The following is a 16,193-nucleotide window of genomic DNA, read 5'->3' on the forward strand; positions in this document are numbered from 1 at the left end:
GTCCGCCACCCCGACGTGGCGGACCTCGGCACTCTGCTGACGGTCGGTGAGGGTTCAACCGCAGCATGCGACTCCGGCGGCCGGATAGGAATTACCCAATCGTCCGTTTCTGGGAGAACATCGCGCTGGTCAGCCCGGTGCGGGTGGGCCGGGGTGTTCGGGTTGGCACACCGGGCACCAGTAGGTGACCCGGTCACCCAGCTCCTCCTTGCGGATCGCGGTGCCACAGCGGCGGCAGGGCTGGGCGCGGCGACCGTACACGTAGCTGGTCTGCCCCCGGTGCAGCGAACCGGTGCTGCTCTGCGTCCACCGGCCACGGTTGGCGGCGAGCAGCCGCTGCGCCAGGGTCACCATGCCGGGCAGGTCCGGCACCGCGTCGACCGGCGTCCACGGCGACACGCCCCGCAGGAACAGCACCTCGCACTTGTAGAGGTTGCCCACCCCGGCCAGGTTGCGTTGGTCGAGCAGCGCCTCGCCGATGGTCTGCTCCGGGTGGTCGGCGAGCCGGCGGACGGCCTCGGCCGGATCCCAGTCCGGGCCGAGCAGATCGGGCCCGAGGTGACCGACCAGCCGGTCCTCCTCGGCGGTCGGCACCAGGGCGATCTCGTGCAGGTGGTAGCCGACCGCGACGGCGCCGGGGCTGCGCAGCACCACCCGGATCAGGTGGGCGGGCCGCCCGCTCCAGCGTTCCCCCGGTGCGTACGCCCGCCAGGCGCCGTCCATCCTCAGGTGCGAGTGCAGGGTCCAGGGAGACTCGTCGGGGGCGCCGAGGCGCAGCAGCAGGTGCTTGCCCCGGCTGGCCGATTCGCGCACGGTCCAGCCGCCGAGGTCGGTGGTCGCGAGCTGCGGCACGCGGAAGTCACTGCTGGTGATCCGCGCACCGGCGAGCGCGCGGTGCAGCACGCGCGCGGTGTTCCAGACGGTGTCTCCTTCGGGCACCCTGCCATCCTCCCTCTTTCGAGCAGAATTCGCATGTTTCGCTATTTGTAGTCAGGTTCCTCATGATCTCCCGACATGCGAGGGTCAAGGGGTTCTGAGGAGAATGCCCATGACGCGACCTCGTTGTCGTATCCCGTCCGCCGCCCTCGTCGCCACGTCCTCCCTCCTGCTCACCGCAGCGCTCCTACCCACCGTCGGCGGCGTCGCTGACGCCGCACCGGACAGTCCGCTCGTCCTCGCCGCCGCCCCGAGCGGCGAACTGTGGGACGCCGACCTCTCCGTCGTGGACCGCGACGACGTCAACGTCCGACGAACCGCAGCCGGGCTACGGCTGCGCGAGACCCGGGCCACCGGACACCGCGCGCGAAGCCCGCACAGCGCCGTCGCCGAAGGGATGCTGCTGACCACCTCCCGCACCCTCGCCCGGCCGGCCACCCGGGTCCGCGCCGAGATCGACGCGTCGGTCCCCAGCGGCGCGACAGTGGAGGCGCAGGTCCGCGGCTGGCGGACCCTCGGCTGGACGGAGTGGCGGACCGCGACCGCCGGCGCCGTCTTCGACAGGTCGGTCACCCGGGTGCAGACCCGCGTGGTGCTCACCGCGACCAACGGCGGTGCCACCGCGACGGTACGCGGGGTGCGGCTCACCGCCGACGCGACAGCCGCCGTGTCCGCCGCCACGCCCGGCCGCACCTACCGGGTGTACGCCACCCGCGTCGGACTGGTCGGTGAGCTGACCGCCAACGGCCGTACCGTGCAACCCCGGGACCACTTCGTGGCGCTGCCGTCGCGGCGCGGCCTGTCCCCGCTCAACACCGGTGACTACACGGTGCGGGTCTGCACGACCAACGGCGCCCGCTGCGAGTACGCGCCGGTCTGGGACGTCGGGCCGTGGAACACCCGCGACGACTACTGGAACCCGTCATCGGTACGGGAGAACTGGAAGGACCTGCCGCAGGGCCGGCCCGAGGCGCAGGCCGCGTACCAGTCCGGTTACAACGGTGGGCGGGACCAGTTCGGGCGTACCGTGCTCAACCCGGCCGGCATCGACCTCGCCGACGGCACCTTCTGGGACGGCCTCCAGCTGACCACGAACGCCTGGGTGGACGTCGCCTACCTGTGGACCGGTGGCGGACCGCGGGGCGTGGTCGGTGACGGCCCACTCAACATCCGTTCCGGGGCCGGCACCTCGTACGCCGTGCGGGGCCTCGCCGCCCGGCTGGCCCACGTGCCGATCCAGTGCTACGTCACCGGACAACGGGTGGCCGGGCCCTACCGCACCACCACCCGCTGGAACCGCCTGGCGACCGGGCAGTACGTCAGCCACGCCTACATCTCCAGCGTGTATGGCGGCAGCGTGCCGGTCTGCTGAACCGCACACCGCCCCGTCGAGTGCTGAGTCAGGGGCGCTCGTCGGGGCGGGCCTGCCGCACCATGTCCTGGTAGCGCGGGTGGCTGGCACCGTAGACGGCGTAGTTGAGTCGGGCGTGCGAAAGGCTCAGGTCGCCGTTGGGGCCACCCCGAACCGCGTCGGCGTCGGCGTCGGTCTGGCCGTCGTCGGTCCAGAAACAGACCGGGCAGGTCCCCCCGCCGGTCCGTGAGGCGCAGCAGGGACAACCCACGGGAACCACTTGTTCACCCACCGGGGCAGCATTCCACAGTCGAATATCAGCGGGAAACCCGCAGGACGTCACCCGGGGCAACCCGGAGGAGGTCCACCGCCCGCCCGCCGTTGACCGCGACCGCCACCAGATCGGCCGAGTCGACGTACACCACCAGACCATCGGCCGGTGCGTCGGCGAACGTTCGGCCCCGCACGGCCGGTCGGGTCGGCTCCGCACCGGGCGGCCCGACCCGCAGCGCCGCCGGAAGCGGATCGAGCAGCCGCGCTGGTGCGGCCAGCTGGACGTTGCCGAAATGGTCCACTGTCGACACCTCGGCGGTGAAGCCCTCGTCGTCCACAGTCAGCGTCGGCGCCGGCAGCCGGACCAGGTCCGCCGGATCGACCGGCGGCCCCGCCTCGGCCAGCGGCACGCCGAGGGCCAGCCGGGCCGCCGCCGGTGCGAAGAGGTCCCGCCCGTGGAACGTGCTGGACACCTGATCGGCCAGCCAGCGCGGTTCGGTCAGCTGCACTGCGGCGGTCACCCCACCGAGAGCGGCGGCGGCGTCCGGCAGCAACCCGTTGTCCGGGCCGACCAGTAACCCACCGGGGGTGGCCAGCGCGACTCCCCGTCGGGCGGTACCCACCCCCGGGTCGACCACCGCCACGTGCACGCCAACGGGCAGGTGCGGCACCGTCTGCGCCAGCACCGCCGCGCCCCGACGGACGTCCGCCGGTGGCACCAGGTGGGTCACGTCGATGACCCGGACGGCCGGCGCGAGCCGGGCGATCACCCCGTGGCAGGCGCCCACGAAGCCGTCGGTGAGACCGTAGTCGGTGGTCAGGGAGATCCAGGGCGTAGCGGCCATGCCCGCAGGTTAACCGCGTCCCGCGCCCCGCGTCCCACGCCCTGCGCCCTGCGCCCTGCGCCCAGCGCCCAGCGCGCCCCGTGCCCCGTGCCCCGTGCCCCGTGCCCCGTGCCCCGCGCCCCGCGCTCCGCACCCCGCGCCCCGCGCCCCGCGCCAAGATCCGCGCAATATCCCTGATCGTGCTGCCTCCGACGCGTTCGAGGCAGCAGCATCCCGGATGTTGTGCGGATCTTCGGGCGGAGGGCGGTTGGCGGAAACGGGACAGCGCGGTGACCGACCGGCCCCTCGCGCCGTCCCGCGCGGTTGGGCAGACTGCGGTGGTGACACTTCGGAGCCTGCCCGCCGTCGGAGCCCTGCTGGTCGTCGTCGCCGTCACCGCTGGTTGCGGCGGTGACGACGACGCGGGCCCGTCGAGCGCGGCCCCCAGCGTCTCGTCCTTCTCGGCCCCGGCGGCCACCGGTCTCCCGGGTGCGCCGACACCCTCGGCTGCCCCGCCCAGCACCGACGGGGTCGCACCGCCGACAACCCCAGGATCCGGCGCGCCGTCCGTCCCGCCGCAGGGGCCCACGCAGCGCCGGCCGACCAGCCCGCCGCCGGTGGTGCTGCCGCAGCGGCCGGCCGGGGCTCCGGGCGCCACGCAGGTGGTTGCCGCGTTCAAGGCCGCGGGCCTGAAGGTGTCGAACCAGAAGGACCGCTCGGTCGACTGTGGACCGGACGGGCTGGGCCTGGGCTGCTCCGAGATCGTCGCCACCGACGCCGTCACGGTGTACGTGTTCCCGGACGAGACCAGCGCCAGCGACATCGCGGAGACCTGGGGCGGCCAGTCGTACCGACGGGGAGCGGTGGTGCTCAACTACCTGGCGGCGAAGACCCCGTCAGCCGACCGGCTGCGATACGAGAAGGTGCTCAACGGCCTCGGCTGAGCGCGGTCAGCCGCGCAGGCGCAGACCACGGGGGGTGGCCCGGAAACCGGCGGCGGTCAGCGCGTCGCGCAGCGGCGAGGAGTGCACCGCCTCGCCGTCGGCCCGCTCCACCGACATCGCACCCAACGCGCCCGAGTGGACGGCATCCGCGAGCGCCTTGCCGGCCGCGGCGAGGGCGTCGGCGTCGTCGCTGAAGGAGAGCAGCGTCCGGCCGCCACGTTCCACGTAGAGGACGAGGTCACCGCCGACCTGCACCACCAGCGCACCGGCCTTGCGGCCGGCCCGGTGCCCGGTCGCCGGGGCGGCCCCGTCACCGGAGTCGAGCACCCGGTCCGGCCAGGGCAGCGCCGCGCCGTACGGGTTGGCAGGGTCGGTGGCGGCGAGCACGGTGGCCGGTGTGCCCCGGCCCCGTGCGCCGTCGGTGGGGTCGGCCAACGCGCGGAGCCGGTCCACTGCGCCCGGCACCGCGAACTGCGCCGCGCCCAGCCCTTCGACGAAGTAACCCCGGCGGGCCGCGCCGCGCTCCTCCAAGGCCGACAGGACCGGGTATACCGCCGAGAAACCGCCGACCACCTGCTCGGCCATCACCGCGCCGCGGGTGACCACGCCGTGTCGTTCGAGCAGGACGTCGGCGAGCGCTGCGGCCCGTCGGGTCGGGTCGACGTCGCGCTCCGGCAGGCGCGACCACCGACCGGCGACGGTCGGCGGACCACTCCGGCTGGGCAGTGCCACCCGACCCGGCCGTCGGTAACGGGTGCGCGGCGCGGACGGCCGCGAGCGGTGGGCACCGCCGGCGCCGAGCACCGCGCGCAGCGGAGCGAGGGTGTCGTTGGTGAGGTGCCCGGCCCAGACCAGGTCCCAGATCACAGTGGTCAGCGCGGCGTCGTCGGTCGACCCGACCCGGTCGGCCAACGCCCGGAAGAACAGCGCCTGCCCGTCACCGAGCGCGTCGAGGACCGCGTCATGCAACGGGGTACGGGTCAACGCCTCGTCCGGCGGCGGGAGCAGCAGCGGTGCGGCATCCGCGTACGCGAGGGTCACCCAGCCGTCACCTCCGGAGATCGCGCCGGAACCCGCCCACAGCACCTCCCCGCTGGCGCACAGCTCGTCGAGCTGGGCGGGGGAGTAGTCGGCGACCCGACCGGGCAGCACCAGCCGCTCCAGGGCGGACGCCGGCACCGCCGCGCCCTGCAACTGCTCCACCGTCGCGGCGAGCACCTCCACACCTCGGGCGGAGGAGCCGACCTGCTGCCAGCGGGGCAGGAACGTGGCGAGCGCCCGGGGCGGCACCGGCTCGATCTCCCGGCGTAGCGCCGCGAGCGAGCGGCGGCGCAGCATCCGCAGCACCTCGGCGTCGCACCACTGGGCGCCGGCCGAGTCCGGGGTGAACTCCCCGGAGACCACCCGTCCGGTCGCGCCGAGCCGGCGCAACGCCTGCTCGACGACGAACACGCCGAGCCCGAAGCGGGCCGCGCAGCTGGCTGCCGCGAAGGGCCCGTGGGTGCGGGCGTAGCGGGCCACCAGATCACCGAGCGGATCGGCCACCGGGGCGAGGTACGCCTCGGCCACCCCGACCGGCAACGCCACGCCGAGAGCGTCGCGCAGCCGGGCGGCGTCCTCGACACCCACCCAGCGCTGCTCACCGGCGATCCGGACCCGCAGCACCCGGCGGGTGGCCTCCAGCTCGGTCAGCCAGGCCTCCGGCACCCCCCGCTCGGTCAACTCGGCGTCGCTCAGGTCACCGAGAACCCGCAGCAACTCGACGACGTCCTCGGCGTCGCGGGGGTGACGTTGCTCGGTCAGCCACCGCAGCTGCCGATCGGTCTCGGTGAGCACCGCCGGGTCGAGCAGCTCGCGCAGGTCGACCCGGCCGAGCAGCTCACCGAGGAGCGTGGAGTCCAGGGCGAGCGCGGCGGCGCGACGCTCGGCGAGCGGCGCGTCGCCCTCGTAGAGGAACGCGCCGACGTAACCGAAGAGCAGCGACCGGGCGAACGGGGACGGCGCGCTGGTCTCGACCTCGACGAGCCGCACCTTGCGGTTGGCCAGGTCCCGCATCAACCCGGCCAGCGCGGGCTGGTCGAAGACGTCCTGGAGGCACTCCCGAGCGGCCTCCAGGGTGACCGGGAAGTCGGCGTACTCGCGGGCGACGTCGAGCAGTTGGGCAGCACGCTGCCGCTGCTGCCAGAGCGGTTGGCGGCGGCGCGGGTCGCGGCGGGGCAGCAGCAGCGACCGGGCGGCGCACTCCCGGAAGCGGGCGGCGAAGAGCGCCGAGGTGCCGACCGACTCCTCGACGAGCTGGGCGATCTCGTCCGGCTCGAAGACCACCACGTCGGCGCCGGGTGGCTCGTCGGCGGTGTCCGGCAGGCGCACCACGATGCCGTCGTCGGAGGGCATCACCTGGGCGTCCACCCCGTACCGCTCGGCCAGCCGACGACCGACCGCGAGCGCCCAGGGCCCGTTGACCCGGGCACCGAGGACACTGTGCACGGCGAGCCGCCAGTCGCCCAGCTCGTCGCGGAACCGTTCGACCACGATCGTCCGGTCGTCGGGCAGCGAGCGAGTGGCCTCGCGCTGGTCGCGCAGATAGGCCATCAGGTTGCCGGCGGCCCAGTCGTCCAGGCCGCCGTCGCGCAGCGCGGCCAGCGCCGCCTCGTCGCTCTGCCGCAGCAGGGTGCGCACCCGGGCGCCGATGGCCCGGCCCAGCTCCACCGGCCGGCCCAGCTGGTCGCCCTTCCAGAACGGCATCCGCGCCGCCTGACCGGGGGCGGGCGACACCAGCACCCGGTCCGGGGTGATCTCCTCGATGCGCCAGGAGGAGGAGCCGAGCAGGAAGACGTCGCCGACCCGCGACTCGTAGACCATCTCCTCGTCCAGCTCACCGACGCGGGCGGCCCGCTCCGCACCGGCCAGGAAGACCCCGAACAGGCCCCGGTCGGGAATCGTGCCGCCGCTGGTCACCGCGAGTCGCTGCGCGCCGGGACGGCCGGTGAGCAGGTCGGTGGCCCGGTCCCACACCAGTCGGGGACGGAGTTCGGCGAACGCGGTGGACGGGTAGCGGCCGGAGAGCATGTCCAGAACGGCGTGCAACGCCGAGTCGGGCAGCTCGGCGAAGGGCGCGGCCCGGCGGACCAGCACGGCCAGGTCGCCGAGCGGCCACGGCTCCAGTGCCACCATCGCGACGATCTGCTGGGCCAGCACGTCCAGGGGATTGCGCGGGTAGTGCAGCTCCTCGATCGCGCCGTCGGTCATCCGCTCGGCGACCACCGCGCAGGACAGCAGGTCGCCGCGGTGCTTCGGGAAGACCACCCCACGGGAGACCGCCCCCACCTGGTGCCCGGCCCGGCCGACCCGTTGCAGACCGGCGGCCACGCTCGGTGGCGCCTCGATCTGCACCACCAGGTCGACCGCGCCCATGTCGATGCCCAGCTCCAGGCTGGAGGTGGCCACCACCGCCGGCAACTGGCCGGACTTGAGCGCCTCCTCGATGTGCTTGCGCTCCTCGCGGGAGACGCTGCCGTGGTGGGCGCGGGCGATCACCGGCGCCGCGCCGCTGGCCTCGCCGGGCTGGGCCATCACCTCGGCCGGTGGCCGGTTGCGCAGCGGACCCGCGGGGCCACCCCACCGCTGCGCCCCGGACGCCGGATCGCGGTCGCCCGCCAGGTCGTCGTCGGCCGACAACCCTTCCGGTACGCCGTTGGCGCCCTCGGCCGCCTCTTCGGCGGCCAGCTCGTTGAGCCGGGCGCAGAGGCGCTCGGCGCTGCGGCGGGAGTTGGTGAACACGATCGTCGAGCGGTGCTGCCCGATGAGGGTGAAGACCCGTTCCTCGACGGCCGGCCAGATCGAGGCACGTCGTGGCCCGGGGCCGCCGAGGTCGTCCTCCGGTGGCTGCTCCTGCTCGTCGAGGCGGGTCATGTCCTCCACCGGGACCTGGACGCTCACCTCGATGGTCTTCGGGGTGGCCGGCTGCACCACGTCGACCGGGCGGGCACCGCCGAGGAACTGCGCGCAGGCGTCGATCGGCCGGACGGTGGCGGAGAGGCCGATGCGTTGCGCCGGGGCGGGAAGCAGCTCGTCGAGGCGTTCGAGGGAGAGGGCGAGGTGGGCGCCACGTTTGCTGCCGGCCACCGCGTGCACCTCGTCGACGATCACCGTCTGGACGCCGCGCAGCGAGTCACGGGCCGCGGACGTGAGCAGCAGGAACAGCGACTCGGGTGTGGTGATGAGGATGTCCGGTGGGGTGCGGGCGAAGGCCCGTCGCTCGTCGGCCGGTGTGTCGCCGGTGCGCATGCCGACGGTGATGTCGGGCGGTGCGACACCCAGACGGGTGGCCGCCTGGCGGATGCCGGCCAGGGGGGCGCGCAGGTTGCGTTCCACGTCGACGGCGAGGGCCTTGAGCGGGCTGACGTAGAGCACGCGGCACCGCTGGCGGGCCTCGGCCGGCGCCGGCTCACGGGCCAGCCGGTCCAGTGACCAGAGGAAGGCGGCGAGCGTCTTGCCCGAGCCGGTGGGGGCCACCACGAGGGCGTTACGGCCGGCCGCGACGGACCGCCAGGCGCCGGTCTGGGCGGCGGTGGGCGCGGCGAAGGCGGCGTCGAACCAGGCGCGGGTTGCCGCGCCGAACCCGGCGAGCACCGCGCCGGCGTCTGCGTCTGCCCCGGTCACCGGTCCATCGTGCCCCGTCGGTACGACATCCACGAGCGAGCCGACGCGGAATGTGCCCGACTAAAGCAAAAAGCGTGGAACGTGCGCTTAATACGTTAAGTCTCACTTAACTGCTTGCTTCTGAGGAGCAACATAAAGTAACTTCACTCGCAACGCGAACCGGGGTGAGGGGATTTGATGGCCGGCGAGCAGCGCACCGTCGAACCGGGCACCGACGTGCTGATTCGCAAGGTTGACAGCCATCTTGCCGCCCTCCGTGGCGGTCTGCACGGCCCCGAGCTCGAACTCGCCGAACGCCTCGCGCGCTGCCTGCGGGAGCTGGTCCGCTGCACCGCCCAGGCGAGCGCTGCCGATCGCGGCCAGGTCCGCGTCGCCGTCCACTACTTCGTGCTGCGTCGCGAGAGCCGTGGCCGGCTGCTCTCGGTGCGGTCGCTGGCAGCCGCCGAGAGGGTCGTCGACCGGGTCGCCCGTCAACTCGGCCGGCTGGATCTCCTGGCCGAGCTCCACCGCGACCGCCCCGCCCCGGACGACACCAACCCGCTCAACAACGCCCTCCTGCACTAACCCCCGCCCACCCCCCCGCCCACCCCCGCCCACCCCCGCCCACCCCCCGCCCACCCCCACCCACCCCCCCCGCCCCACCCTCGGCCCCACCCCCCGCCCCACCCTCGGCCCCACCCCCCCCGCCCCACCCTCGGCCCCACCCCCCCCGCCCCACCCTCGGCCCCACCCCTCCGTCGGGTCGATCATGGAGTTGTGGTGGGTGACAAAGGCCCCTTTCGTGACCGAAACGGTCACCACAACTCCATGATCGACCTGGCCGAGCCGCCCGCAGGACGCCTTCCAGCGTGGCCTCGGGCCTGGTGCTGGGCGGTGGACTGCGGACGAATTCCGGCAAAACCGCCCGGAGGGCGATGAACTGTCGTCTGATCGCTGCTAGGCGCCACCGCTGCACGGGCGTCGGCCACCTCGATCGGGAGCGCAGGTGCTGGTACTACTAGTCCTCCACCTCGCGGCGGCTCTCGCCGCACCGCTGCTCGTCCGGTGGTGGGGTTCCAGCGCGTGCTACCCGCTGGCGCTGGCGCCGGCCGCCGCGTTCTGCTGGGCGGTTGCCCGCACCCCGGACGTCGCCGACGGCGGGGCGGTGGTCGAGACGTACCCGTGGATCCAGCAGTTGGGTCTGGACATCGCGCTACGGCTCACCACGCTGTCCTGGCTGATGACACTGCTGATCGGCGGCGTCGGCGCGCTGATCCTGGTCTACAGCGCCCGCTACTTCAGCACCGGCTCCACCGGGATGGCGCAGTTCGCCGGGGTCCTGGTGGCCTTCGCCGGCGCGATGCTCGTCCTGGTCTTCGCCGACGACCTGCTGCTGCTCTACGTCGGTTGGGAGCTGACCACGATCTTCTCGTACCTGCTGATCGGGCACAGCACCGAACGGCGGTCCAGCCGGTGGGCGGCGGCGCAGGCGTTGACGGTCACCACGCTGGGCGGGCTCGCCATGCTGGTCGGGTTCATCATGCTGGGCGAGCACGCCGGCACCTACCGGTGGTCGGAGATCACCTCCCAGGAACTGCCCGGCGGCGGGTACCTCGTCGGGGCCGTGCTGCTGATCCTGGCCGGCGCGCTGTCCAAGTCGGCGGTACTGCCGTTCAACTCCTGGCTACCGGTCGCGATGGCGGCCCCCACGCCGGTCAGCGCGTACCTGCACGCCGCCGCGATGGTCAAGGGCGGCGTCTACCTGGTCGGGCTGCTCGCGCCGGTGCTCGCAACGGTCGGCCCGTGGCGGCCGGTGGTGCAGGTCGCCGGCGTGGCGACGATGCTCGTCGGCGGTTGGGCGGCGCTGCGGCAGACCGATCTGAAGCTGCTGCTGGCGTACGGGACGGTCAGCCAGCTCGGTCTGCTGATCGCGGTCACCGGCTCGGGTACCCCGGACGCGGCCCTGGCCGGCGTGGCGATGCTGCTGGCGCACGCGCTGTTCAAGGCGGCGCTGTTCCTGGTCGTCGGCATCATCGACCACAGCGCCGGCACCCGTGACCTGCGCGAGTTGACCGGGCTGCGGCGCTGGTCCCGGCCGCTGTTCGTGGTGGCGGTGCTGGCTGCGGCGTCGATGGCCGGTGTGCCGCCGCTGGTCGGCTTCGTGTCCAAGGAGGCGGTGTTCGCGGCGTTCACCGACCAGCCGGTGCTCCTCACCGGTCTGGTCGCCGGGACGGTGCTCACCGTCGCGTACAGCGCACGCTTCCTCTGGGGCGCGTTCGCCGACCGGCCGGGCGTGGAGCCGGTCCGACCGGGACCGGTCGCCGCGTCGATGCTGGTCCCGCCGGCGGTGCTCGCCGGGGTAGGCCTGCTCGCCGGTCCGGCCGCGAGCGTGCTGGACGACCTGCTGCGTCCGTACGCCGATCTGCTCGGTGGGGTGGACGCGCACCTGGCGCTCTGGTCCGGGCCGACGCCGGCGCTCGGTCTGTCGGTGGTGGCGCTCGTCGGCGGTGGCCTGCTCTTCGCCCTGCGCGGGCCGTTCGCCCCGGTGGTGGCCCGGCTGCGCGCGCCGGTTACCGGCAACCAGGGGTACGAGTGGATCGTCGGCCGGTTCGACCGGCTGGCCATCGAGGTCACCGGCGCGACCCAGCGTGGCTCCCTGCCGCAGTATCTGGGCATCATCCTGGTCGCCCTGGTGCTGGTGCCCGGCACGGCGATGCTCTCCGCCGGCCCGTGGCGGGCTCGGCTCCCGCTCTGGGACAGCCCGCTGCAACCGGTGGTCGTCGTGGTGATCGCGGTCGCCGCGGTGCTGGCGGTCGGCGCCCGTCGGCGCCTGACCGCGATGCTGCTGGTGGGAATGACCGGCTACGGCACCGCGATGCTGTTCGTCCTGCACGGGGCACCAGACCTGGCGCTCACCCAGTTCCTGGTGGAGACCGCGACGATCGCGATCTTCGTGCTGGTGCTGCGTCGGCTGCCGGAGCGGTTCTCGGCCCGCCCGCTGCGCCGCACCCGCTGGATTCGTCGGGTGATCGGGGTGGCGGTGGGTGTGGTGGCCGCCGGGCTGGCCCTCACGGCCGCCGGTGCCCGCCGGGCACCGGACATCTCCGCCGTCTTCCCGGACCTGGCGGTGGTCCAGGGGTACGGCCGCAACGTCGTCAACGTGACCCTCGTCGACATCCGGGCCTGGGACACCATGGGGGAGTTGGCGGTGCTGGTGGTGGCGGCGACCGGGGTGGCCAGCCTGATCTTCGAGCGGTCCCGCACCGGGCCGCGTCCGCGCCGTCCGGAGTCGGACCAGCGGCTGAGCGAGTCCGGTCGGTCGGTGTGGCTGCGCGGTGGCCCCACTCTCTACGCGGAGCGCCGCTCGATCGTGTTGGAGGTGGTCACCCGGCTGATCTTCCACACCGTTGTGCTGTTCTCCCTCTTCCTGCTCTTCTCCGGACACAACGCGCCGGGCGGTGGTTTCGCGGGCGGCCTGGTGGCGGGTCTCGCCCTGGTGGTGCGCTATCTGGCGGGTGGCCGGTACGAGCTGACCGAGGCTGCTCCGATCGGCGCCGGCCCGATCCTCGGTGCCGGGCTGGCCGTTTCGGCGGGCACTGGGGTGGTGGCGTTGCTGGCCGGTGGCGCGGTGCTGGAGAGCGCCAAGCTCGACCAGACCCTGCCGCTGGTCGGCGACCTCCACCTGGTGACGTCTCTCTTCTTCGACATCGGCGTGTACCTGGTCGTGATCGGGTTGGTGCTGGACATCCTGCGCAGCCTCGGCGCGGAGGTGGACCGGCACATCGAGGCCACCGGGGAGGCACCTGGTGGCCTGGCCGTCGACAAGGGGGACCGGCCGTGAGCGCGAGGAGTGAGCCGGTTTTGCGAGCCCCGCAGTCGCGAACAAAGGGGGACCGGCCGTGACCGCGAGCGACGCTGGGCCGACGTTGGTGCAGGTGCTGGCGGTCGCGGTGCTGTTCGGGTGCGGGGTGATCCTGCTGTTGGAGCGCAGCCTGACCCGGGTCCTGCTGGGTGTGATCCTGCTCGGCAACGGGGTGAACCTGTTGATCCTGCTGGGTGGGCGGTCGGGCGGGGCGCCGATCGTCGGCACCGGTCCGGTGGATCGGATGAGCGACCCGCTGCCGCAGGCGATGGTGTTGACCTCCATCGTGATCACCTTCGGGTTCACCGCGTTCCTGCTCGCTGTGGCGTACCGCAGCTGGTATCTCTCCGGTGACGACGAGGTGCCCGACGACCTGGAGGACCGGCAGATCATCCGCCGGGCCGGGCGCAACGAGGTGGGTGCCGTCGACCACGGCGGCGAGGGGCCGAACGGTGACCCGGAGCAGGTCGATCCGGAGCCTGCCCGTCGTCGGCTGCGGCGCGGGGACGAGGCGTGATGGGCGCGTTGGTGCCGTTGCCGGTGGTGGTGCCGCTGTTCGGTGCGGCGTTGACCCTGCTGCTGGCCGGGTGGCCCCGACTTCAGCGGGCGATCAGTGTGCTCTGCCTGGGCGGCACGCTCGTGGTGGCGTTGGTGCTGCTGGTGCAGGCGTACCGGCACGGGCCGGTGGTGGTGGCGGTCGGCGGTTGGCCGGCGCCGGTCGGCATCGTGCTGGTGGCCGACCAGTTGGCAGCGCTGATGGTGGTGGTGTCGTCGGCGGTGACCCTCTGCGTGCTGCTGTACTCGATCGGTCAGGGTCGCAGTGAGACGAGCGAGTCCACGCCGGTGTCGATCTTCCACCCGACGTATCTGGTGCTCACGGCGGGCGTGACCAACGCGTTCCTGGCCGGTGACCTGTTCAACCTCTTCGTCGGTTTCGAGATCCTGCTGGCCGCGAGCTTCGTGTTGATCACGTTGGGCGGCACCGAGACCCGGATCCGGACCGGGTCGACGTACGTGGTGGTCAGCATCCTCTCCTCGATGATGTTCCTGACGGCGGTGGGCCTGGTGTACGCGGCCACCGGCACGCTCAACCTCGCCCAGCTCGCCCAACGCCTCGACGACCTGCCGGACGGGGTCCGGCTGGCCCTGGAGTTGACGTTGCTGCTGGCCTTCGCGATCAAGGCGGCGGTCTTCCCGTTGTCGGCCTGGCTGCCGGACAGCTACCCCACCGCACCGGCCCCGGTCACCGCCGTCTTCGCGGGTCTGCTCACCAAGGTGGGCGTCTACGCGATCATTCGCACCGAGACGTTGCTGTTTCCCGGTGGGCAGGCGGACACGCTGCTGATGGTGGTCGCCGGGCTGACCATGGTGGTCGGCATCCTCGGTGCGGTGGCCCAGTCCGATCTGAAGCGGCTCTTCTCGTTCACCCTGGTCAGCCACATCGGTTACATGATCTTCGGGGTGGCGTTGAGCACCGCCGCCGGGCTCTCCGGCGCGATCTTCTACGTGGTGCACCACATCACCATCCAGACCACGCTGTTCCTGGTCGCCGGTCTGGTCGAGGAGCGCGCCGGCAGCACCGACCTGCGCCGGATCGGCGGGCTGGCCCGGGTGGCTCCGCTGCTCGGTGTGCTTTTCTTCGTCCCGGCCATGAACCTGGCCGGGGTGCCACCGTTTTCCGGGTTCCTCGGCAAGCTCGGCCTGCTCCAGGCCGGGGTGGCGGCTGGTGGGCCGCTGCCCGGGGTGCTGGTGGCCGCCGGCACGATGACCAGCCTGCTCACCCTCTACGTGGCGTCCCGGGTATGGAACATCGCCTTCTGGCGTGCGCCCCGGCTGGCCACCGGTGAGCCCGTCGTCCAACTGCCGAAGCTGATGGTCGGGGCCACCGTGGCCCTGGTCGCGCTCGGGCTGGCGTTGACGGTGCTGGCCGGTCCGCTCTTCGACGTCACCGCCGACGCGGCGGCCGACCTGCGCCTGCGTACCCCGTACGTGCATGCCGTGTTTCCGGGCGGTGAGCCGTGACCGGCTCGTCCGGGGCCGGTCCGGACGCCTCCGGCCGCGAGGTGTCCGGACGCGGCCGGCTCGGGCGCTGGCGGGACCAGGTGGTGGCGCTCGGGTGGCTGGTGCTGGTCTGGAACCTGCTCTGGGGGGACGTCAACTGGGCGAACCTGGTCGGCGGCCTGCTCGTGGGCGGCGCGGTGCTGGTCTTCTACCCGCTGCCGGCGGTGAGCTTCGGTGGCCGGCTGCGGCCGGGGGCGCTGCTGGTGTTCGCCGGCCGGTTCGCCGTCGAGCTGGTCACCGCGAGCCTGCACATCGCCCGGATCGCCGTGCAGCCCGGCTACCGACCGCGTGGGGCGATCATCGGGGTTCGGCTGCGGGTTCCCAGCGACCTGAACCTGGCGCTCACCGCGGAGGCGGTCTCGCTGGTTCCGGGCACGCTGATCATCGAGGTGGACCGGCAGTCCGCGACCCTCTACGTGCACGTGCTGGACACTCATCGGCCGTCGGACCTGGCCACGGCCCGGAAGCGCACGCTCGCCGTCGAGCGCCGGATCATCCGCTCCGTGGGTTCCGCCGCCGAACTGCGGCTTGTCGAGTCCCGACCCGTCGAGGAGGAAACCGAACCATGAGCACCTTTCTGGCCGCCGTTCTCACCGTCCTGCTGTCGGTGACCGCGCTGCTGGCACTGGCCCGCCTCTACCGGGGCCCGTCCCTGATCGACCGGGTGATTGCCGCGGACATGCTGCTCGCCACCATGGTCGGCGCGGTCGGCGCGGAGGCGGCGGTGAACCGGCACGCCACCACGCTGCCGGTGCTCGTGGTGCTCTCCCTGCTGGGGTTCATCGGTTCGGTGTCGCTGGTCCGCTTCGCCGTCCGGGAGCAGGTGTGATCAGCACCGTCGCTGACTGGCTCGGCGCGGCCTGCCTGATCGCCGGCGCGCTGCTCGCACTGGCCGCCGCGATCGGCGTACTCCGTTTCCCCGACGCCCTGTCCCGGATGCACGCCGCCACCAAGCCGCAGGTGCTCGGAGTGCTCCTGCTGCTGATCGGCATCGCGCTGCGTCTGCGTTCCGGATCGGACCTCGGCATGCTCCTGCTCGTGGCTGTGTTCCAGCTCGCCACCGCGCCGGTGGCGGCCCAGATGATCGGGCGGGCCGCGTACCGATCGGGGCGCCTCGACCGGAGCCTGCTCGACGCCGATGAGCTGGCCGACCGCGGACCGGGCGGCGGGTCGGGAGGCCAGGCGTGACGGCCCCGGGCAGGCCCGGTGAAACGGACTATCCGCTCCTTCGGCCCACCCTCAGCGGAGTTCCAGCCAGCGCCGATAAAATGGCGGCATGATCGACTCTTCTGCCCAGGAGG

General features: G+C 73.1%; 13 protein-coding genes. 9 read left to right on the top strand and 4 right to left on the bottom strand.

All coding sequences use genetic code 11. The features are described from left to right. Positions 1 to 129: 129 nt before the first annotated feature. A complete protein-coding gene (locus O7631_RS12705) occupies positions 130 to 939 on the bottom strand; it encodes a DNA-formamidopyrimidine glycosylase family protein (RefSeq protein ID WP_278144407.1) in 810 nt (269 codons plus the stop codon). A 109-nt stretch (positions 940 to 1,048) separates the two neighbouring features. On the opposite strand from O7631_RS12705, the gene O7631_RS12710 reads away from it, so the two are divergent. Continuing rightward, positions 1,049 to 2,308 carry a hypothetical protein gene (locus O7631_RS12710; protein WP_278144408.1) on the top strand — a complete coding sequence of 420 codons (1,260 nt, stop codon included), beginning with the start codon at positions 1,049 to 1,051 and terminating at the stop codon, positions 2,306 to 2,308. Between the two features lie 28 nt (positions 2,309 to 2,336). On the opposite strand, the gene O7631_RS12715 is transcribed toward O7631_RS12710, so the two are convergent. Both O7631_RS12715 and O7631_RS12720 read right to left on the bottom strand, forming a co-directional pair. Then, positions 2,337 to 2,579: a CPCC family cysteine-rich protein gene (locus tag O7631_RS12715; RefSeq protein WP_088946738.1), complete on the bottom strand. Its 243-nt coding sequence runs from the start codon at positions 2,577 to 2,579 to the stop codon at positions 2,337 to 2,339. A 25-nt stretch (positions 2,580 to 2,604) separates the two neighbouring features. Then, entirely contained in the window at positions 2,605 to 3,405 is an 801-nt protein-coding gene (locus O7631_RS12720) for an SAM-dependent chlorinase/fluorinase (RefSeq protein ID WP_278144409.1), read from the bottom strand. A gap of 320 nt (positions 3,406 to 3,725) precedes the next feature. On the opposite strand from O7631_RS12720, the gene O7631_RS12725 reads away from it, so the two are divergent. Further along, positions 3,726 to 4,328 (top strand): hypothetical protein, encoded by a 603-nt coding sequence (locus O7631_RS12725; protein ID WP_278144410.1) that lies wholly within the window; start codon positions 3,726 to 3,728, stop codon positions 4,326 to 4,328. 6 nt (positions 4,329 to 4,334) lie between these two features. Here the strand turns inward: O7631_RS12725 and O7631_RS12730 are convergent, their stop codons facing one another. Next, positions 4,335 to 8,990, bottom strand: a complete 4,656-nt coding sequence (locus O7631_RS12730) for an ATP-dependent helicase (RefSeq protein ID WP_278144411.1) — start codon at positions 8,988 to 8,990, stop codon at positions 4,335 to 4,337. 177 nt (positions 8,991 to 9,167) lie between these two features. Here O7631_RS12730 and O7631_RS12735 point away from each other — a divergent pair, with 177 nt between their 5' ends. From O7631_RS12735 to mnhG, 7 genes are all read left to right on the top strand, one after another. Then, on the top strand, positions 9,168 to 9,554 hold the full coding sequence (locus O7631_RS12735) for a hypothetical protein (protein ID WP_278144412.1): 387 nt from the start codon (positions 9,168 to 9,170) through the stop codon (positions 9,552 to 9,554). Positions 9,555 to 9,975: 421 nt separating this feature from the next. Next, positions 9,976 to 12,810, top strand: coding sequence for a Na+/H+ antiporter subunit A (locus O7631_RS12740; protein ID WP_278144413.1), 2,835 nt, complete (start codon positions 9,976 to 9,978; stop codon positions 12,808 to 12,810). A 58-nt stretch (positions 12,811 to 12,868) separates the two neighbouring features. Continuing rightward, entirely contained in the window at positions 12,869 to 13,348 is a 480-nt protein-coding gene (locus tag O7631_RS12745; protein ID WP_278144414.1) for a Na(+)/H(+) antiporter subunit C, read from the top strand. After that, on the top strand, positions 13,348 to 14,853 hold the full coding sequence (locus tag O7631_RS12750; RefSeq protein ID WP_278144415.1) for a Na+/H+ antiporter subunit D: 1,506 nt from the start codon (positions 13,348 to 13,350) through the stop codon (positions 14,851 to 14,853). The genes O7631_RS12745 and O7631_RS12750 overlap by 1 nt, the downstream gene beginning before the upstream one ends. Next, positions 14,850 to 15,461 carry a Na+/H+ antiporter subunit E gene (locus O7631_RS12755; protein WP_278144416.1) on the top strand — a complete coding sequence of 204 codons (612 nt, stop codon included), beginning with the start codon at positions 14,850 to 14,852 and terminating at the stop codon, positions 15,459 to 15,461. The genes O7631_RS12750 and O7631_RS12755 overlap by 4 nt, the downstream gene beginning before the upstream one ends. Then, complete coding sequence (locus tag O7631_RS12760) at positions 15,458 to 15,721, top strand: monovalent cation/H+ antiporter complex subunit F (protein ID WP_278144417.1); 264 nt, start codon at positions 15,458 to 15,460, stop codon at positions 15,719 to 15,721. Before O7631_RS12755 ends, O7631_RS12760 begins: the two co-directional genes overlap by 4 nt. After that, positions 15,721 to 16,080, top strand: a complete 360-nt coding sequence (mnhG, locus tag O7631_RS12765) for a monovalent cation/H(+) antiporter subunit G (protein WP_278147922.1) — start codon at positions 15,721 to 15,723, stop codon at positions 16,078 to 16,080. Before O7631_RS12760 ends, mnhG begins: the two co-directional genes overlap by 1 nt. Positions 16,081 to 16,193: the final 113 nt, after the last annotated feature.

This window comes from Micromonospora sp. WMMD967, from assembly GCF_029626165.1.
Lineage (GTDB): Bacteria > Actinomycetota > Actinomycetes > Mycobacteriales > Micromonosporaceae > Micromonospora > Micromonospora taraxaci.